We start from the raw sequence: 17,161 nt of genomic DNA, 5'->3' as shown, positions 1-17,161 counted from the left end.
TTTTATTAAATTAATGTTAGAATTGGGGGATTTATATTGTTATATGAATTCCCCGCTAATATTTAAGGAGCAAGATTATGATTGAAATACAAGATATGAAAAAAAAATTCAATAATAAAATTATATTTGAGAATTTTAATTTAAATATACATTCTGGGGAATATGTTGGTATTATCGGAAAAAGTGGCAAAGGTAAATCCACTCTGTTAAATATGATTGGAACATTAGAAAAACCAGATTCTGGAATCATAAAAATAATGGGGAAAAGTATCATCAAAAAAAAAGATAAAATATATTTACTAAGACATCATTTGGGCTTTATTTTTCAAAATTATGCTTTAATTGATAATGCAACGGTCAAAGATAATCTAGAACTTGCACTTAAACATAAGAGGATAAATAAGAATCAGAAAAAGGTGAAGATAAAAAAAGTATTAAATGAAGTGGGTCTTGAAAAGCATGAGCGAGAAAAAATACATACATTAAGTGGAGGAGAGCAGCAGCGTATTGCAATTGCTAGATTGTTGCTAAAGGACCCCGATCTAATTTTAGCCGATGAACCAACAGGTTCACTCGATATTGAAAATCGAAATACCATAATAGCGCTTTTCAAGAAATTACATGAAAAAGGTAAGACAATTATTATAGTCACTCATGATGAAGATTTGTCCCCTCACTTTTCAAAAGTTATAGAACTTGATTAAGGTGAATAAAAAATGAAAAAACTAATATACCTCTTATTGATAATTAACTTCGTAATTGTAAGCTTTTTATCCATTAAACAGTTTGAGTTTTCACAATTCCAATCATTTAATTATCATAATAACTCTAATCTTTGGAATATAGATATTGAACAAGAAAATGAGAATTTAGATAGAGCAGAAAACTATAATTTATTAATCAAGGTATCAATGGCAGCAGAGGTAAACTTACAAAGAATATCATATGAAAAAAATGATGATAATGAAGATAAAATAGTATATTATGTATCCTTATATGACCCTGAATTATATTTTCAAGAAATGAGCTTAAAAAAAGGTAGTTACTTAAGACAAGATAGTGATAAAGCTGATTTTTTATCGACAAAACAAACAAATAGTGATAATCAGGTAGGACAGTTAGAGATTTTCCATAGCTTTGATCCAATAGAAATTCGTCCTATGATCGCTGCAGAGCAAATAAAAGATATAAAAGGAATATATACTATTGATGACAAAGAAAAGGCAGAGAATTTTAGGGATATAGCGGCTAAGAATGGTTTTTCATTAAATATATCAAAAGAACAGTCTCCATCTATATTTACAGAATATCCTTATCAGGATATGATATATATTGTAATAGTTGTATTGTGTCTGCTGATAACCTTGGCAATGTTTTACGATATAGTGAAAGAATATAAAACGATAGCAATTCGATATATGCACGGTGATAATTCTTTAAATATAGGAGTCTATTTATTGCGGAGATATATCGCTTTAATTCTAAATGCATTAGTTGTTACCACAGTTGGGCTTATTATATACCTATATTTTTATAATCAATTTCAACAGTTTTTCTCATTTATATTATATTGGTCTAATCAAATTATTTTTACCTTGATTGTATCCATCATAATTATCCTTCTAACTTGGTTAGGAACTAAACAAATTAATATTTCACAAATGATCAAAAATAAAAGGCCAGTAAAATTACTGTTTTTCGTTAATTTATCTGTTCGACTAATATTAACAGTTTTCCTAATTCTTGGTTTGCAACAAGCTGTTAGTGTTTATCAAGAATTAAAGAGTACAACTGAGCAACAAGAAAAATGGGAAATATTAAAAGATTATTCGTATTTAGGAGTTATCTCTCAGTCTGATTTGCTTGATCTAAATAATAATAAAGAGAAACAAGATAAATTTATACAACTGTTTAGTGAACTAGAATCCCTTGGGGCTTTTTATATTTCACCATCTCTATACTACATAAACCATGAGGGGAATGAAGATCTAAATAGTAATCCGTGGGGTATGGAAGGCAAGAAAGTTGAGATTAACGGAAATTACCTACTTCTAAATCCTATATATGATGTTAATAATAAAAGGGTAGAAGTTCCAGAATCAACTAATAAAGAAATTACAGTTTTAGTTCCGGATAAATATACTAAATTTCAAGAAGATATCGTATCGACTTTAAAGAACGATTATAAGGGTATCTTATCTGTTGCTAATAATGAAAATTTGGGGGTTAATCTTGTATATGTGCAAGATAATCAGTCTTACTTTTCTTTTTCTACAAATTTTTCGAAAGAAAATGATTATGAAATAACTGATCCAATTGCAGTTATTGTAAATGCAAAGTTCGACCCGTTCATAATGGCAACTGCAATGTCGAAAGGGTATGGATACTATACAAAAAATAGTAGTGCCGATACGCCTTTCGAGAAAACAATAACAATTTTAAATAAGTATAATTTTGATAATATTTGGGAACCGGTATCTGTAGCTTATGCTATTGTAGAACAAAAAATAGAAACTAACCAAAATATATTTCAAATAATTATCTCCTATTCTATTTTATTTATGTTGTTAGCAATACTTTTATTATTTTTCTCGGCAATGTTTTATATTGAAATGAACAAACAATTACTTGCTTTACAATGGATATTTGGGTATAACTTTTTTGAAAAACATATCCACGTTTATTTATTCTTAATTGCATTCTGGTATTTATCAATTATGATTTGCTTCTCTTTTTCAAGCGATATGCTATTGCTTACTATTGTAACACTAGGGCTATTGTTACTAGACTTTATATTTATAACTGTTCTTTTATTAATAAAAGAACATAGCATTATCAAAAACGTTTTAATTGAGAAATAATACTGAGAATGGAGGTGTCGTTTTGCCTAATAAAAGAAAATGGTTTTTAATAACTATTTTTACTTTAATTTTATTTTCTTCAGGTATATTTATTACCCTAAAGAACATGGGTGAAAATCCAAATAATGACTCTGCTAACTTACAAAGTGATTCAGCCATGGAAGGAGGGTCAACTTTAGATTCGTTTCCCTTAATTGGTGTAGAACATGGAGGGGAGAAAAATAAATACTATGTCGTCTATATTAAACTTAAAGGAGGAGGGGCTTCATCTTTTATTCCTGAGGCTTTAAACCCGGATTTTAAGTTTGATTCTGATACACATGTTAGTATTTCTTTTGATGACAATGGTAATATAATTAATGATGGAAAAATAATTATTATCGATAATTATGAAGTCTCTAATTCAACTAAGAATCAGATAAAAGAAATAGCTGGCGAAGAAAGCTATGAAGAAGCAATAAAAGAAATCGAAGAGAGAATAAAAGAGGCAAGGGGAGACATTTAAATAGGGCAAATAGCTAACGTGGAGCAACTCTTTCCACACGTCAAAATGTCCTTGAAATCCCCAGCTTACTGGCAATTCGTCGTATCTTAAATCCTTGTTCTTTTAATTGTTTGATTTTCATGTACATTTCTGGAATTTCCACCTTTTCTCTTTCCCCCATTTTATATAATCAATATAAATGATTATAGCGTAACGAGGCGAATTTTTATTGGGGAACAGCCGCAGCGGTGCATTTGAGAGATGCTGCCTCCCAAAAAAAGTGTCCATTCCTATCTAGCAGAAATGGTCTTTTATAGTTTAGCAGTTACAGGTAAACGTTGGACAACAAAAAAGATATTAAACAAATTGAGAAAATATTTTTTTAATTTGATGGAGGAATTATAAAATTAAATGCGCCACTTGCCAACTCCCCCAAATAACTTTAAACTCCTCGTTGGACCAACAACGTTCGACAGGAGGATATTTAGGAGATGTTAGCAGTGGCACAAATTGATTATATTAGACATGAGGTAAATCAAAAAGGTGAAACTTATGCCGATGTGGCTAGAAGAATGGAAGTTGACCCCCGTACTGTAAGTAAATATGCCAATCAGGAAGAGTTCAAAAGAAAGAGAAAACAAAAGCGTAAGGCGCGGGTCATGGATCCGGTTAAACCCATCATAGATAAGTGGATTAAAGAAGGATCTAAAGAAGAAAAAGAAGTATCAGCGAACAGCCAAAAAAATGTATGAACAGTTAAGAGATTTCCATAGCTTTACCGGTTCAGACCGTACGATACGTGATTATGTATCGAAGAGAAAGAAAGAACTAAAGGAGTCAATGACAGAAGCAGCATTACCGCTTGAATCTATACCAGGTACTGCCCAGGTTGACTTTGGGACGACCCCATTCAAATATGATTCAGAAACAATTGATTTACCGTATCTGGTAATGTCTTTTCCGCATAGTAAAGCTTTTATTTTCAGGTTTTTCCTTCGGAAAACACAGAATGCTTACTAGAAGGATTACAGCGCATGTTTCAACATATGGGAAGGGTTCCGAAGACGATACGGTTTGATAATTTATCTCCTGCAGTAAACAAAATATTTTCTAAAGGGGAGCGTGAACTAACAGATACATTTGAACGTTTTGTACTGCATTTTGGCTTTCAGTATGAATTCTGTAATCCAGGCAAAGGAAATGAAAAAGGTCATGTAGAAGCAATGGTTAAGTATGTAAGAAATAACTTTTTATTGCCCGAAAATAGGATTATAAATATAGAGCATTTCAATAAAAGATTATGGGAAATGGCAGAAAACGATCGCGACCGCGTACATTACGATAAAAAGGTACTTCAATCGAAGTTATTTGAAGAGGATTTTGATAGTTTTATCATGTTGCCTGAGAAGGGGTTTGAATGCGCCCGATACGAAGAATTAAAGTCTGACAAATACGGTTTGGTGACCATAGATAAAAAGCAATATTCTACTTCTCCAAGGTATGCTCAGCAAAATGTTAGGGTTCGTATTACTTATAATGAAATTGCCATTTTAAATGAGGATCATGAAGTAATTGCCAAACACGACAGACTCTACGGCGTAAGGCGTAAATCCATGATATGGCAGCCTTTATCTGGATTTATTGTCTAAACGACCAAGAGCTATCAAGTACTCTAGTATCTATAACCAATTTCCAGCTATTTGGACGGACTATTTAAAGAACTGCACAGAAGAAGAACAGAAGGATGTTTTACGCCTACTTGGAGAACTTCTGAAGAATGACGACTTTTCTTTACTCAATGAAGCTCTCACGATGGCTTCTTCTCATGGACATCCAAGTACAGATCAAATCAAGCATTGTTTTTACTCGATCATAAAGCAGGATCATACACATAAAGAGATACACCCGGCTATTAATCTACCAGATATGCCTGCAGCAACTAGAGGGCTTTCTCATTATGATGCTTTACTCCAAAGCGGGGGTGTATCTGGATGAAAGAGCAAATCGAGGCATACGCAAAGCGCCTAAAGTTGAGTTGGATCAGAGAGCATTATCATGAAATTAAAGCGGATAATAATTATGATTATCTTCTTCAGTTATTTGAAAGGGAAATAGAGAATAGAGAAGAAAGAAAAGTGAACTTATTACTAAAGCAGGCACAATTGCCAAAGACAGGTGACCAGCCCTTTCAATGGGAGCATATTCAAATCCCCCAAGGGATTGACCGGGATAGTATTCTCCAAGGAAAATTCATTCATAAAAAGGAAAATTTGATTTTATATGGTGGAGTGGGTACAGGGAAAACATACTTGGCAACATTAATCGGCTTAAGTGCCATACATAGTTATGGCACCAAAGTGAAGTTCTTTACATTGGCAGCTCTAGCAAATAAGCTAATTGAGGCGAACCAAAATGGTTCCCTCCCTAGGCTGATCAAGCAGCTTGAAAGATTGGAACTCTTAATATTAGATGAACTAGGCTACATTCCTCTTCATAAAGATGGTGCGCAGCTATTGTTTCAAGTCATTTCTATGTGTTACGAGAATAAAAGTCTGGTGATTACTACTAACCTTCAATTCGGGCAGTGGAATCATGTTTTCGGAGATCCAATATTAACAGAAGCAGTGATTGATCGGCTGATCCATCATTCCCACCTACTCCTTTTTAACGGGAAAGTTTTCGTTATAAGGAATCTTTATTACAGTAATAATTCGAGGCGGTAAGTGGCATGCATTTTTAATTGCCATTTCATACATTTTTTACTTGCCAAATACACCATTCACCTTTAAACTTGCTTCTGTAATTGTCCCCACACCTTCTATACTTTACCATGCTGCAGCATATAAGATAAAGACCAGAAAGTTGTACCATTATAGTAGGTAATTAAGAAGTCCTGTATCCTCTAAATCAGCTATTTTACAATCAACACATGTAAATATATAATAAACTGGAAAGCATTAGCCTGGGGGACGCTAATGTTTTTTCGTGCGTAATCAATGATTCCATCATCAGAAATAAGGGTAAAATAATACCAAGCGAAATCAATAGAATATTTGTTCGTTTTTTGTTAAAATAGATGTGTTGTTATGTTATAATCATAGCAGGAAAAAGAACGGAGGCATAAGCAGTGGAGAAATTTGAACTTATATCACCCTATAAGCCTGCAGGTGATCAGCCTCAAGCGATAAAGGAAATTACGGAGAAGGTTCTTGCCGGTCAGCGCCACCAGACATTGCTTGGTGCCACAGGGACCGGGAAAACATTTACGATGTCCAACGTAGTGAAGGAAATTAACCGGCCAACACTTGTTATGGCCCATAATAAAACGCTGGCGGGACAATTGTACAGTGAATTTAAAGAGTTTTTTCCAAATAATGCTGTAGAGTATTTTGTCAGCTATTATGATTATTATCAGCCAGAGGCCTATGTGCCTTCCACAGATACATTTATTGAAAAGGATGCAAGTATTAATGACGAGATTGATAAATTGCGTCACTCGGCAACATCGGCTCTTTTTGAGCGGAACGATGTACTGATTGTCGCCAGTGTATCCTGTATATATGGTTTAGGTTCTCCGGAAGAATACCGGAGCCAGGTTTTATCATTAAGGACAGGTATGGAAAAAGACCGGGATCAGCTGTTAAGGGATCTCGTTGATATACAATATGCAAGAAATGATCTCAATTTCATTCGCGGTACATTCCGTGTCCGCGGGGATTCAGTGGAAGTTATTCCTGCCTCCCGGGAAGAGCACTGTATTCGGATTGAGTTTTTCGGGGATGAAATAGACCGGATTCGTGAAGTGGATGCATTAACCGGAGAGATTGTCGGTGACAGGGAGCATGTAGCCATTTTCCCGGCATCCCACTTTGTTACCCGTGAGGAAAAAATGAAAAAGGCCATTAAAAATATAGAAGCGGAATTGCAGGAAAGATTAAAAGAATTGCGTGCAGAAAATAAACTGCTGGAAGCGCAGCGTCTGGAACAGCGGACAAATTACGACTTGGAAATGATGGAGGAAATGGGTTTTTGCTCGGGCATCGAAAACTATTCCCGGCATTTAACATTCCGGAATGAAGGGGATACCCCGTATACACTTTTGGACTTCTTTCCGGAAAATTTCCTCGTGATCGTGGATGAATCTCACGCTACGCTGCCACAGGTACGCGGCATGTACAATGGAGACAGAGCCCGGAAGCAAGTGCTGGTAGATCATGGATTTCGCCTGCCTTCCGCATTGGATAACCGCCCATTAAAATTTGAGGAATTTGAAAAAAAGACAAATCAGCTTGTTTATGTTTCAGCTACACCGGGACCTTATGAACGGGAACATTCTCCGGACATTACCGAGCAGATTATCCGGCCGACCGGCTTGCTTGATCCAAAAGTGCATGTCCGGCCGATTGAAGGACAGATTGATGACTTGCTTGGTGAGATTAATAAACGGACAGAACGAGATGAAAGAGTGCTCGTAACCACATTAACGAAGAAAATGTCCGAGGATTTAACTGATTATCTGAAGGAACTGGGGATCAAGGTTGCTTATTTGCATTCGGAAATTAAAACATTGGAGCGGATAGAAATCATCCGTGATCTTCGTGTGGGTAAATACGATGTGCTTGTCGGCATTAACCTGCTCAGGGAAGGATTGGACATTCCGGAAGTATCCCTTGTTGCCATATTGGATGCGGATAAGGAAGGATTTCTGCGTTCCGAGCGATCGCTCATTCAGACGATGGGGCGGGCAGCGAGGAACGAAAGAGGGGAAGTTGTCATGTATGCCGATAAAATTACCGACTCGATGCGCGTGGCAATGGATGAAACAAACAGGCGCCGGAAGATTCAAATGGCATTTAATGAAAAACATAATATTACACCGACAACGATTAAAAAGGATGTCCGGGATGTGATCCGGGCAACAGTTGCTGCGGAAGAACCGGAAGAATACAATGAAACAACGAAGAGTCTGACAGAACTGTCGAAAAAGGAAAAAACAAAGGTGATCGATCAGATGGAAAAAGAAATGAAGGAAGCAGCCAAAGCACTCGATTTCGAGAAGGCTGCAGAGCTTCGTGATATTATACTTGAACTCAAAGCTGAAGGGTGATTAAGCATGCCTGCTAAAAATATACAAATACAAGGTGCCCGCGCACATAATTTGAAAGATATTAATGTTACTATCCCGAAAAATAAACTGGTTGTTGTAACAGGTTTATCCGGTTCAGGGAAATCTTCTCTGGCATTTGATACGATATATGCGGAGGGACAGCGCCGTTATGTCGAATCTCTCTCCGCCTACGCAAGGCAATTTCTCGGGCAGATGGACAAGCCGGACGTCGATGCGATCGATGGTCTTTCCCCTGCAATCGCGATCGACCAGAAAACAACAAGCAAAAATCCCCGCTCCACAGTGGGGACTGTCACGGAAATTTACGATTATCTGAGGCTTTTATATGCCAGGGTCGGCCGCCCGACTTGTCCGAAACATGGCATAGAAATCAGCTCCCAGACAGTGCAGCAGATGGTCGACCGTATCATGGAGTACCCGGAACGGACCAGGATGCAGATTCTCGCACCGATCGTTTCCGGTAGAAAAGGGGAGCATGTCAAAGTATTTGAGAAACTGAGACAGGAAGGGTATGTCCGCATTCGGGTCGATAACGAAATGCGGGAAGTATCAGAGGAAATTAAGCTGGATAAAAATAAAAAACATTCTATTGAAGTAGTCGTTGACAGGGTTGTTGTCAAAGATGGCATTGCCGGACGACTGAGTGATTCCATCGAGACAGCGCTGGAACTTGGCGGCGGAAATATTCTGGTGGACGTCATTGGTGAGGAAGAATTGACCTTCAGCGAAAACCATGCCTGCCCTATTTGCGGATTTTCGATAAGTGATCTGGAACCGCGCCTTTTTTCTTTTAACAGCCCATTTGGTGCTTGTCCTACCTGTGACGGGCTGGGCAGCAATTTGGAAGTGGATCTGGAGCTCGTCATACCGGACTGGGATCTGACACTGAATGAGCATGCCATTGATGCCTGGAAGCCGATTAGCTCCCAATATTACCCGCAGCTGCTGAAAAGTGTCTGCAATCACTACGGCATTAATATGGACATCCCGGTAAAAGATATTCCAAAAGATCAAATGGATAAAATTTTATACGGAAGCGGCAAGGATAAAATTCACTTTTATTATAAGAATGATTTTGGAAAGATCCGCGATACCCATATTCTTTTTGAAGGGGTACTGAATAATATTTCGAGACGTTATCATGAAACAAGTTCCGACTTCATCCGGGAAACCCTTGGCAAATTTATGGCAGAAAAAGCCTGCCCCTCTTGTTCGGGCCACAGACTGAAAGAGGAAGCGCTGGCTGTTCTGGTAAACGGTCTCCACATAAGCAAAGTAACCGAATTTTCCATTGTGGAAGCAAAGGACTTTTTTGCCGGACTCTCACTGACGGAAAAAGAAACACAGATTGCCAAAATGATTTTAAAGGAAATTGATAACAGACTTGAATTTTTAGTTAATGTCGGACTGGATTACCTGACATTGTCCAGAGCTGCCGGAACCCTCTCAGGAGGGGAAGCCCAGCGGATCCGGCTGGCTACACAGATTGGTTCTGCTTTAACCGGGGTCTTGTATGTGCTTGATGAACCATCCATCGGCCTGCATCAGCGGGATAATGACCGGCTGCTTAACACACTGAAAAGGATGCGGGATCTGGATAACACTTTGATCGTGGTGGAACATGATGAAGATACGATGATGGCAGCCGACTGGCTTATCGACATCGGCCCGGGCGCCGGGGAACACGGGGGGGAAATTGTTGCAAGCGGCCCGCCGGAGGAAGTCATGAAAAATAAACAATCGCTGACAGGAAACTATCTGGCAGGCGACAAGTTTATTCCGGTTCCGAACAAGCGGAGAAAGAAAGGGAAAAAGTACATTGAAGTACTCGGTGCTTCGGAAAATAATCTGAAGAATGTCCGGGCAAAATTTCCGATTGGGTTATTTTCCGTCGTCACCGGTGTTTCGGGTTCGGGAAAGAGTACGCTTGTCAATGACATCTTGTATAAGTCACTGTCGAAAGCACTCTATAAAAGCAAGCTGAAACCAGGGAAGCATAAAAAAATAAAAGGGATAGAGCATATCGACAAGGTGATTGACATTGATCAGTCGCCGATAGGAAGAACCCCACGATCAAACCCGGCTACGTATACGGGAGTGTTTGACAATATCAGGGATGTGTTTGCCCAGACGAATGAAGCGAAAGTCCGCGGGTATAAGAAAGGGCGCTTCAGTTTTAATGTGAAAGGCGGACGCTGTGAAGCATGCCGCGGCGATGGCATCATAAAAATAGAAATGCACTTCCTTCCCGACGTGTATGTACCGTGTGAAGTATGCCATGGACAGCGCTATAACAGGGAAACACTGGAAGTAAAATATAAAGGGAAAAATATTGCGGAGGTCCTGGATTTAACGATTGAGGAAGCATTGGATTTCTTTGCGAATATCCCAAAAGTCAAACGGAAAATGCAGACCATCTATGATGTTGGACTTGGTTATGTTAAGCTCGGACAACCGGCAACAACCCTGTCAGGCGGGGAGGCCCAGCGTGTGAAGCTGGCAAGTGAACTGCATCGTAGATCCAATGGCAAATCCTTTTATATACTGGATGAACCGACGACAGGGCTGCATGCAGATGATATTGGAAGACTTCTCGAGGTGCTGCAGCGGCTCGTGGATAACGGAGACAGTGTTCTGATCATCGAGCATAATTTGGATGTAATAAAAACGGCAGATCATATTATTGATCTGGGACCGGAAGGCGGGGACCGGGGCGGAGAAATTATCGCCAGCGGAACACCCGAGGAAATTGTGAAAGCGGAAAATTCCTATACCGGCTATTATTTGAAAAACGTTCTGGAACGGGATAAAAAGCGGATGAATAAAACATTGAAAAAGAAAGAACAGGCTTTGACTGAACAATAATAATGGTGTAAAAGCCGGCTGCAAAAAAAATGAAAAGGAATGCCTTTTATTACAGTACACAACTGAATTTGCAGTCCTTCTACCTGTATGGAATAAGGATCATTCACAAGAGTTGATATTACTTTTGAAATGATTTAAGATTGTAATGAGAATAGATTGAGAATGAAAGGCTTCATTCATAAATCAAACATACAAATAAGTATTTGGAGGTATCGACATGGCAGGATCAACACTGGAAATCAAGAATCTTCATGTTACTATTGAAGATAAAGAGATATTAAAGGGAGTAGACCTTACGATAAAGGGTGGAGAATTTCACGCGGTAATGGGGCCGAATGGCACAGGGAAATCTACGCTGGCCTCAGCAGTGATGGGACATCCGAAATATGAGATTACAGAAGGAAGCATCCATCTGGACGGTGAAGATGTACTGGAGATGGAAGTGGATGAACGTGCCCGTGCAGGACTTTTCCTTGCAATGCAATATCCTAGTGAGATCAGCGGTGTAACTACTTCAGACTTCCTGCGCTCGGCTATTAATGCAAAGCGTGAAGAAGGCGACGAAATTCCGCTTATGAAATTCATTAAAGAAATGGATAGTACATTGGATGCACTTGAAATTGATAAAAACATGGCACAGCGTTATTTGAATGAAGGGTTTTCAGGCGGGGAGAAAAAGCGCAACGAGATTCTTCAGCTCATGCTGCTTAAACCTGAAATTGCCATTCTCGATGAGATTGACTCCGGGTTGGATATTGATGCCTTGAAGATCGTTTCAAAAGGAATTAATCAAATGCGCAGTGAAAACTTTGGCTGCTTAATTATTACTCACTATCAGCGCTTGCTGAATTACATTGAACCGGATTATGTTCATGTCATGATGCAAGGACGCATTGTTAAATCAGGCGGACCTGAATTGGCACAGCGTCTGGAAGCAGAAGGGTATGAATGGATCAAGGAAGAATTGGGAATCGAAGACGAAACAGTAGGCCAAAACGCGTAAAGCAAGGAGGGATCTAATTGACTGTAGTAACAAAGCTGCCATACGACAAAGATTATATCGACCAGTTTTCTAAAGATAAAAATGAGCCGGAATGGATGCGGAATTTCCGTCTGCAGGCTTTGGAACAGGCAGAATCACTAAACATGCCTGAGCCGGATAAAACCAAAATCGGCAGATGGAATTTCAGTAAATTTAAGCATACAGCAACAGGAGAGGCAGTTACTGCTTTAGAGGATCTGCCAAGTGAACTTCAGGACTTTTTCGATGCGGATAAGAAGCCGGAAAACCTGCTTGTTCAGCGCAATCACTCTGTAGCATATGCATCTCTAAGTGATGACTTAAAAGAAAAAGGTGTTATATTTACAGATATTTTCACCGCACTGCGTGAACATGGAGATCTGGTGAAAAAATATTATATGCAGGATGCGGTTTCCATGGATGAACACCGGTTGACTGCACTGCATGCAGCTCTAATGAATGGCGGGGCGTTTGTCTATGTTCCGAAAAATGTACAGGTGGATGTGCCGCTTCAGGCTATTTTCTGGCAGGAAGACCCGGAAGTATCCATGTTTAATCATGTACTCGTTGTTGCGGAAGAGAACAGTTCTTTAACATATGTTGAAAACTATCTTTCCCATAACGATAATGAAGAGACTGTAGCAAATGTTGTTGCCGAAGTAATTGCAAAAGAGAATGCCAACATTGACTTTGGCGGCGTGGATAACTTTGCAGCAGGCACAACAGCTTACAATAACCGCCGCGGTGTTGCTTACCGTGATGGTGTCATTGACTGGGCATTGGGTGCGATGAATGATGGAAATACTGTTAACGAGAATATTACCCATTTAATTGGAGACAACTCTGTTTCCAATGCAAAAACGGTAAGTGTAGGCCGCGGAAAGCAGACACAGAACTTTACAGCGAAAATTGTAAACCATGGTCTGGATTCTGATGGCTATATTCTTCAGCATGGAGTAATGAAAGAGCAGGCATCTGCTATTTTTAACGGTATCGGGAAAATCGAACATGGTGCAACCAGAGCAAATGCTGAGCAGGAATCCCGTGTACTGATGCTCAGTGAAAAAGCACGCGGTGATGCCAATCCTATCCTTTTAATTGATGAGGATGACGTAACTGCAGGACACGCAGCTTCAGTCGGGCGTGTTGACCCAATGCAGCTTTACTATCTGATGAGCCGCGGTATTACGGAAGAAGAAGCAGAACGCCTGATCATTCACGGTTTCCTGGCGCCTGTTGTTAATCAGCTTCCGATTGAATCCGTGAAACAGCAGCTGACACAAATCATTGAAAGGAAGGTATACTAATGGATGTGCAAGCCATACGGCAGCAATTTCCGATTTTACAACAAGAAGTAAACGGACATCCCTTAGTTTATCTTGATTCATCTGCGACCTCTCAAAAACCGCAGTCAGTAATTGATGCAGTGGAAAACTATTACCGACATGATAATTCGAACGTTCACCGCGGTGTGCACACGCTGGGGACCCGGGCTACAGAAAAATACGAAGGGGCTAGGGAGAAGGTTCGACGCTTCATCAATGCTGCAAGTACGCAGGAGGTTATTTTTACAAGAGGTACAACAACAGCGATTAATACGGTTGCATCCAGTTATGGGAGAGAAAAACTGGCCTCGGGGGATGAAATTGTCATCACCCCGATGGAGCATCACAGCAATATCATCCCATGGCAGCAGGCAGCAAAAGCAACTGGTGCAACGTTAAAATATATGCCGCTGCAGCCGGATGGCACGATAAGGCTTGAGGATGCAGAGGAAACGATTACTGAGCGAACAAAAATCGTAGCCATCACCCATGTTTCCAATGTACTGGGCACCATCAATCCTGTGAAAGAAATCGCAGCCATTGCACATAAAAATGATGCGGTAGTTCTTGTAGATGGTGCACAGGGAGCCCCCCACTTAAAGCTGGATATGGCTGATCTGGATTGTGACTTTTACGCATTTTCCGGTCATAAGATGGGTGCTCCTACAGGAATTGGTGTATTATATGGAAAAAAACAGCTTCTGGAAAACATGGAGCCATTTGAATTTGGCGGGGAAATGATTGATTTTGTTAATCTCTACGATTCGACATGGAAGGAGCTTCCGTGGAAATTTGAAGGTGGAACACCGATCATAGCCGGAGCCATTGGATTAGGTGCTGCTATTGATTTTCTGAATGAAGTTGGCATGGATGCCATAACAGAACATGAAGTAAAATTAGCCGAATATGCAATGGAGCAGCTGCGTAAGATAGATGGAATAACCATCTACGGACCCGAGAAGCGCGCAGCCCTTGTCACATTCAACCTTGATGATGTTCACCCGCATGATACTGCCACTGCACTGGATGCAGAAGGGATTGCCGTTCGGGCAGGACATCATTGCGCACAGCCATTAATGCGGTGGCTGGATGTAACTGCGACAGCCCGGGCAAGTTTTTATTTATACAACACAGAAGAAGATGTTGATCGTCTGGTAGAAGGACTTTTAAAGACGAAGGAGTATTTTGGTGATGTCTTTTAACAACTTGGATACACTATATAGACAAGTAATCATGGACCATTATAAAAATCCGCGCAACAAAGGTGAAATTGATGGGGACGTTTTGACTGTAGATATGAATAATCCTACGTGCGGCGACCGCATCAAGCTGCAAATGCAAGTGGAAGATGGAACAGTGAAAGACGCCAAGTTTGAAGGGGAAGGCTGCTCCATCAGTATGTCTTCCGCTTCTATGATGACCCAGGCAATTAAAGGAAAAAACGTAGACGAGGCATTGGAAATGTCGGAAGTGTTTTCCCGGATGATGCTGGGAGAAGAGGTTGATACTGATATGGAATTGGGTGACATTGAGTCATTACAAGGTGTATCCAAATTCCCTGCACGGATTAAATGTGCTACACTTGCATGGAAGGCAATGGAAAAAGGTGTGAAGGAAGAATAGTGGAAACTGTCATTTAAAAACACCTTAAGGAGGTATAATTCATGGCAAAAAATGTGCCTGAAATAGAAGATTATAAATATGGGTTTCAAGACAGAGACGTCTCTGTTTTCCGTTCAGGAAAAGGTTTAACCCGTGAAATTGTAGAGGAAATTTCCAGAATGAAGGAAGAGCCGGAGTGGATGCTTGATTACCGCCTGAAAGCGCTGGAGCATTTCTATGAACGTCCAATGCCGCAGTGGGGCGGAGATCTTTCCGAGCTTGATTTTGATGAAATTGTATACTATGTAAAGCCTTCGGAGAAACAGGGAAGAACATGGGATGAAGTGCCAGAAGAAATCAAGCAGACTTTTGATAAGCTGGGAATCCCTGAGGCGGAGCAAAAATATCTTGCTGGTGTTTCTGCACAGTATGAATCCGAAGTGGTTTATCACAGCTTAAAAGAAGATTTGGAAGAAATGGGCATTATCTTTAAAGATACTGACACTGCATTGAAAGAGAATGAAGAGCTGTTCAAGGAATACTTTGGCAAAGTAGTTCCGGCAACAGATAATAAATTTTCGGCATTAAACTCTGCTGTATGGTCTGGCGGTTCATTTATCTATGTGCCAAAAGGCGTTCAGACTTCCACACCGTTACAGGCTTATTTCCGCATTAACTCGGAAAATATGGGACAGTTTGAAAGAACGCTGATCATCGTTGATGAAGGTGCTTCTGTACACTATGTAGAGGGCTGTACTGCACCTATTTATACAACAAACTCACTGCATAGTGCCGTTGTTGAAATCTTTGTTAAAAAAGATGCTTACTGCCGCTATACAACCATTCAAAACTGGGCAAATAACGTATACAACCTGGTTACGAAAAGAGCAACTGTGGATGCCAATGGTACTATGGAATGGATTGACGGTAACCTTGGTTCCAAATTAACGATGAAATATCCATCCATTCTGCTGCGCGGAGAAGGTGCACGCGGAAACACGCTTTCGATTGCGTTAGCAGGTAAAGGCCAGCTGCAGCATGCCGGAGCAAAAATGCATCACTTGGCACCAAATACGTCATCTTCCATCGTTTCCAAGTCCATCTCCAGAGGTGGCGGAAAAGTATCCTACCTGGGACTGGTACACTTCGGAAGAAAAGCGGATGGTGCACGCTCCAACATCGAGTGTGATACGTTAATTATGGATAACCAATCCACATCAGATACCATTCCGTATAACGAAATTTACAATGACAATATCTCTTTGGAACACGAAGCAAAAGTTTCCAAAGTTTCCGAAGAGCAGCTGTTCTATCTGATGAGCAGAGGCCTGGATGAACAGGAAGCAACAGAAATGATTGTCATGGGCTTCATTGAGCCATTCACAAAAGAACTCCCAATGGAATACGCGGTGGAAATGAACCGTTTAATCAGCTTTGAAATGGAAGGTTCTATCGGATAAACGTTTTAAACCCTTGTCACTTGTGTGACAGGGGTTTAATTTTTCAACCAGCAGCAAAGAACCAGGACTGGAATATGTTTTTCCTCTTTGTCCCCAGCAAGTGATTTTCTTTTAAATCGTCTCCGGGTGCTTTCCTAACCAACTATTTTAACCACTCTATTGTATGAATAGTTATTTTAAACTGTACGCACAGAAAAAAGCGTAAACTTAGGAAGCTATAACAGAAATATTAAGGAAAATGAAAGGAAATAAACTGAATGAAGACAACGTTCATGGAGATTACTATTAAATATAAGAACATTTAAAGTAAAGAAACAGCTGTGCAGAATAAGCGGTTAATTGTTCTGTTTGTCCTGCTGGGAATTTAAACTTAACAATGATAGTATAGGTGGAGAACATCTATAGGATAGAAGGC

At 39.8% G+C, this 17,161-nt stretch carries 10 protein-coding genes and 2 pseudogenes; all 12 read left to right on the top strand.

Annotation, left to right across the window (positions count from 1 at the left end; translation table 11 throughout):
• The first annotated feature begins 77 nt into the window (after positions 1-77).
• The 12 genes and pseudogenes from GHD25_RS10600 to sufB all read left to right on the top strand — a co-directional run bounded on the left by GHD25_RS10600 (position 78) and on the right by sufB (position 16,746).
• Positions 78-704: a putative bacteriocin export ABC transporter gene (locus GHD25_RS10600; protein ID WP_164216612.1), complete on the top strand. Its 627-nt coding sequence runs from the start codon at positions 78-80 to the stop codon at positions 702-704.
• 12 nt (positions 705-716) lie between these two features.
• Entirely contained in the window at positions 717-2,861 is a 2,145-nt protein-coding gene (locus tag GHD25_RS10595) for a hypothetical protein (RefSeq protein WP_164216610.1), read from the top strand.
• Between the two features lie 22 nt (positions 2,862-2,883).
• Positions 2,884-3,366: a hypothetical protein gene (locus GHD25_RS10590; RefSeq protein WP_164216608.1), complete on the top strand. Its 483-nt coding sequence runs from the start codon at positions 2,884-2,886 to the stop codon at positions 3,364-3,366.
• 470 nt (positions 3,367-3,836) lie between these two features.
• Positions 3,837-5,340, top strand: a pseudogene (gene istA, locus GHD25_RS10585) (IS21 family transposase).
• Positions 5,337-6,052: pseudogene (gene istB / locus GHD25_RS10580) on the top strand (IS21-like element helper ATPase IstB). The pseudogenes istA and istB overlap by 4 nt, the downstream one beginning before the upstream one ends.
• A gap of 420 nt (positions 6,053-6,472) precedes the next feature.
• Entirely contained in the window at positions 6,473-8,452 is a 1,980-nt protein-coding gene (gene uvrB, locus GHD25_RS10575) for an excinuclease ABC subunit UvrB (RefSeq protein ID WP_164216604.1), read from the top strand.
• A 6-nt stretch (positions 8,453-8,458) separates the two neighbouring features.
• On the top strand, positions 8,459-11,338 hold the full coding sequence (gene uvrA / locus GHD25_RS10570) for an excinuclease ABC subunit UvrA (protein ID WP_164216602.1): 2,880 nt from the start codon (positions 8,459-8,461) through the stop codon (positions 11,336-11,338).
• 217 nt (positions 11,339-11,555) lie between these two features.
• The gene (gene sufC, locus GHD25_RS10565; protein WP_164216600.1) at positions 11,556-12,341 is read left to right on the top strand and encodes a Fe-S cluster assembly ATPase SufC; all 786 of its coding nucleotides are present in this window, start codon (positions 11,556-11,558) and stop codon (positions 12,339-12,341) included.
• 17 nt (positions 12,342-12,358) lie between these two features.
• A complete protein-coding gene (sufD, locus tag GHD25_RS10560) occupies positions 12,359-13,666 on the top strand; it encodes a Fe-S cluster assembly protein SufD (RefSeq protein WP_164216598.1) in 1,308 nt (435 codons plus the stop codon).
• Positions 13,666-14,886: a cysteine desulfurase gene (locus GHD25_RS10555; RefSeq protein ID WP_164216596.1), complete on the top strand. Its 1,221-nt coding sequence runs from the start codon at positions 13,666-13,668 to the stop codon at positions 14,884-14,886. The genes sufD and GHD25_RS10555 overlap by 1 nt, the downstream gene beginning before the upstream one ends.
• Positions 14,876-15,307, top strand: coding sequence for a Fe-S cluster assembly sulfur transfer protein SufU (gene sufU, locus GHD25_RS10550; RefSeq protein WP_164216594.1), 432 nt, complete (start codon positions 14,876-14,878; stop codon positions 15,305-15,307). Before GHD25_RS10555 ends, sufU begins: the two co-directional genes overlap by 11 nt.
• Positions 15,308-15,348: 41 nt before the next feature.
• Positions 15,349-16,746, top strand: a complete 1,398-nt coding sequence (sufB, locus tag GHD25_RS10545; RefSeq protein ID WP_164216591.1) for a Fe-S cluster assembly protein SufB — start codon at positions 15,349-15,351, stop codon at positions 16,744-16,746.
• Positions 16,747-17,161: the final 415 nt, after the last annotated feature.

The sequence above is a fragment of the Virgibacillus aidingensis genome, from assembly GCF_010994035.1.
GTDB lineage: Bacteria > Bacillota > Bacilli > Bacillales > Amphibacillaceae > Virgibacillus_N.
This window is presented reverse-complemented; position numbering and strand designations above follow the sequence as displayed.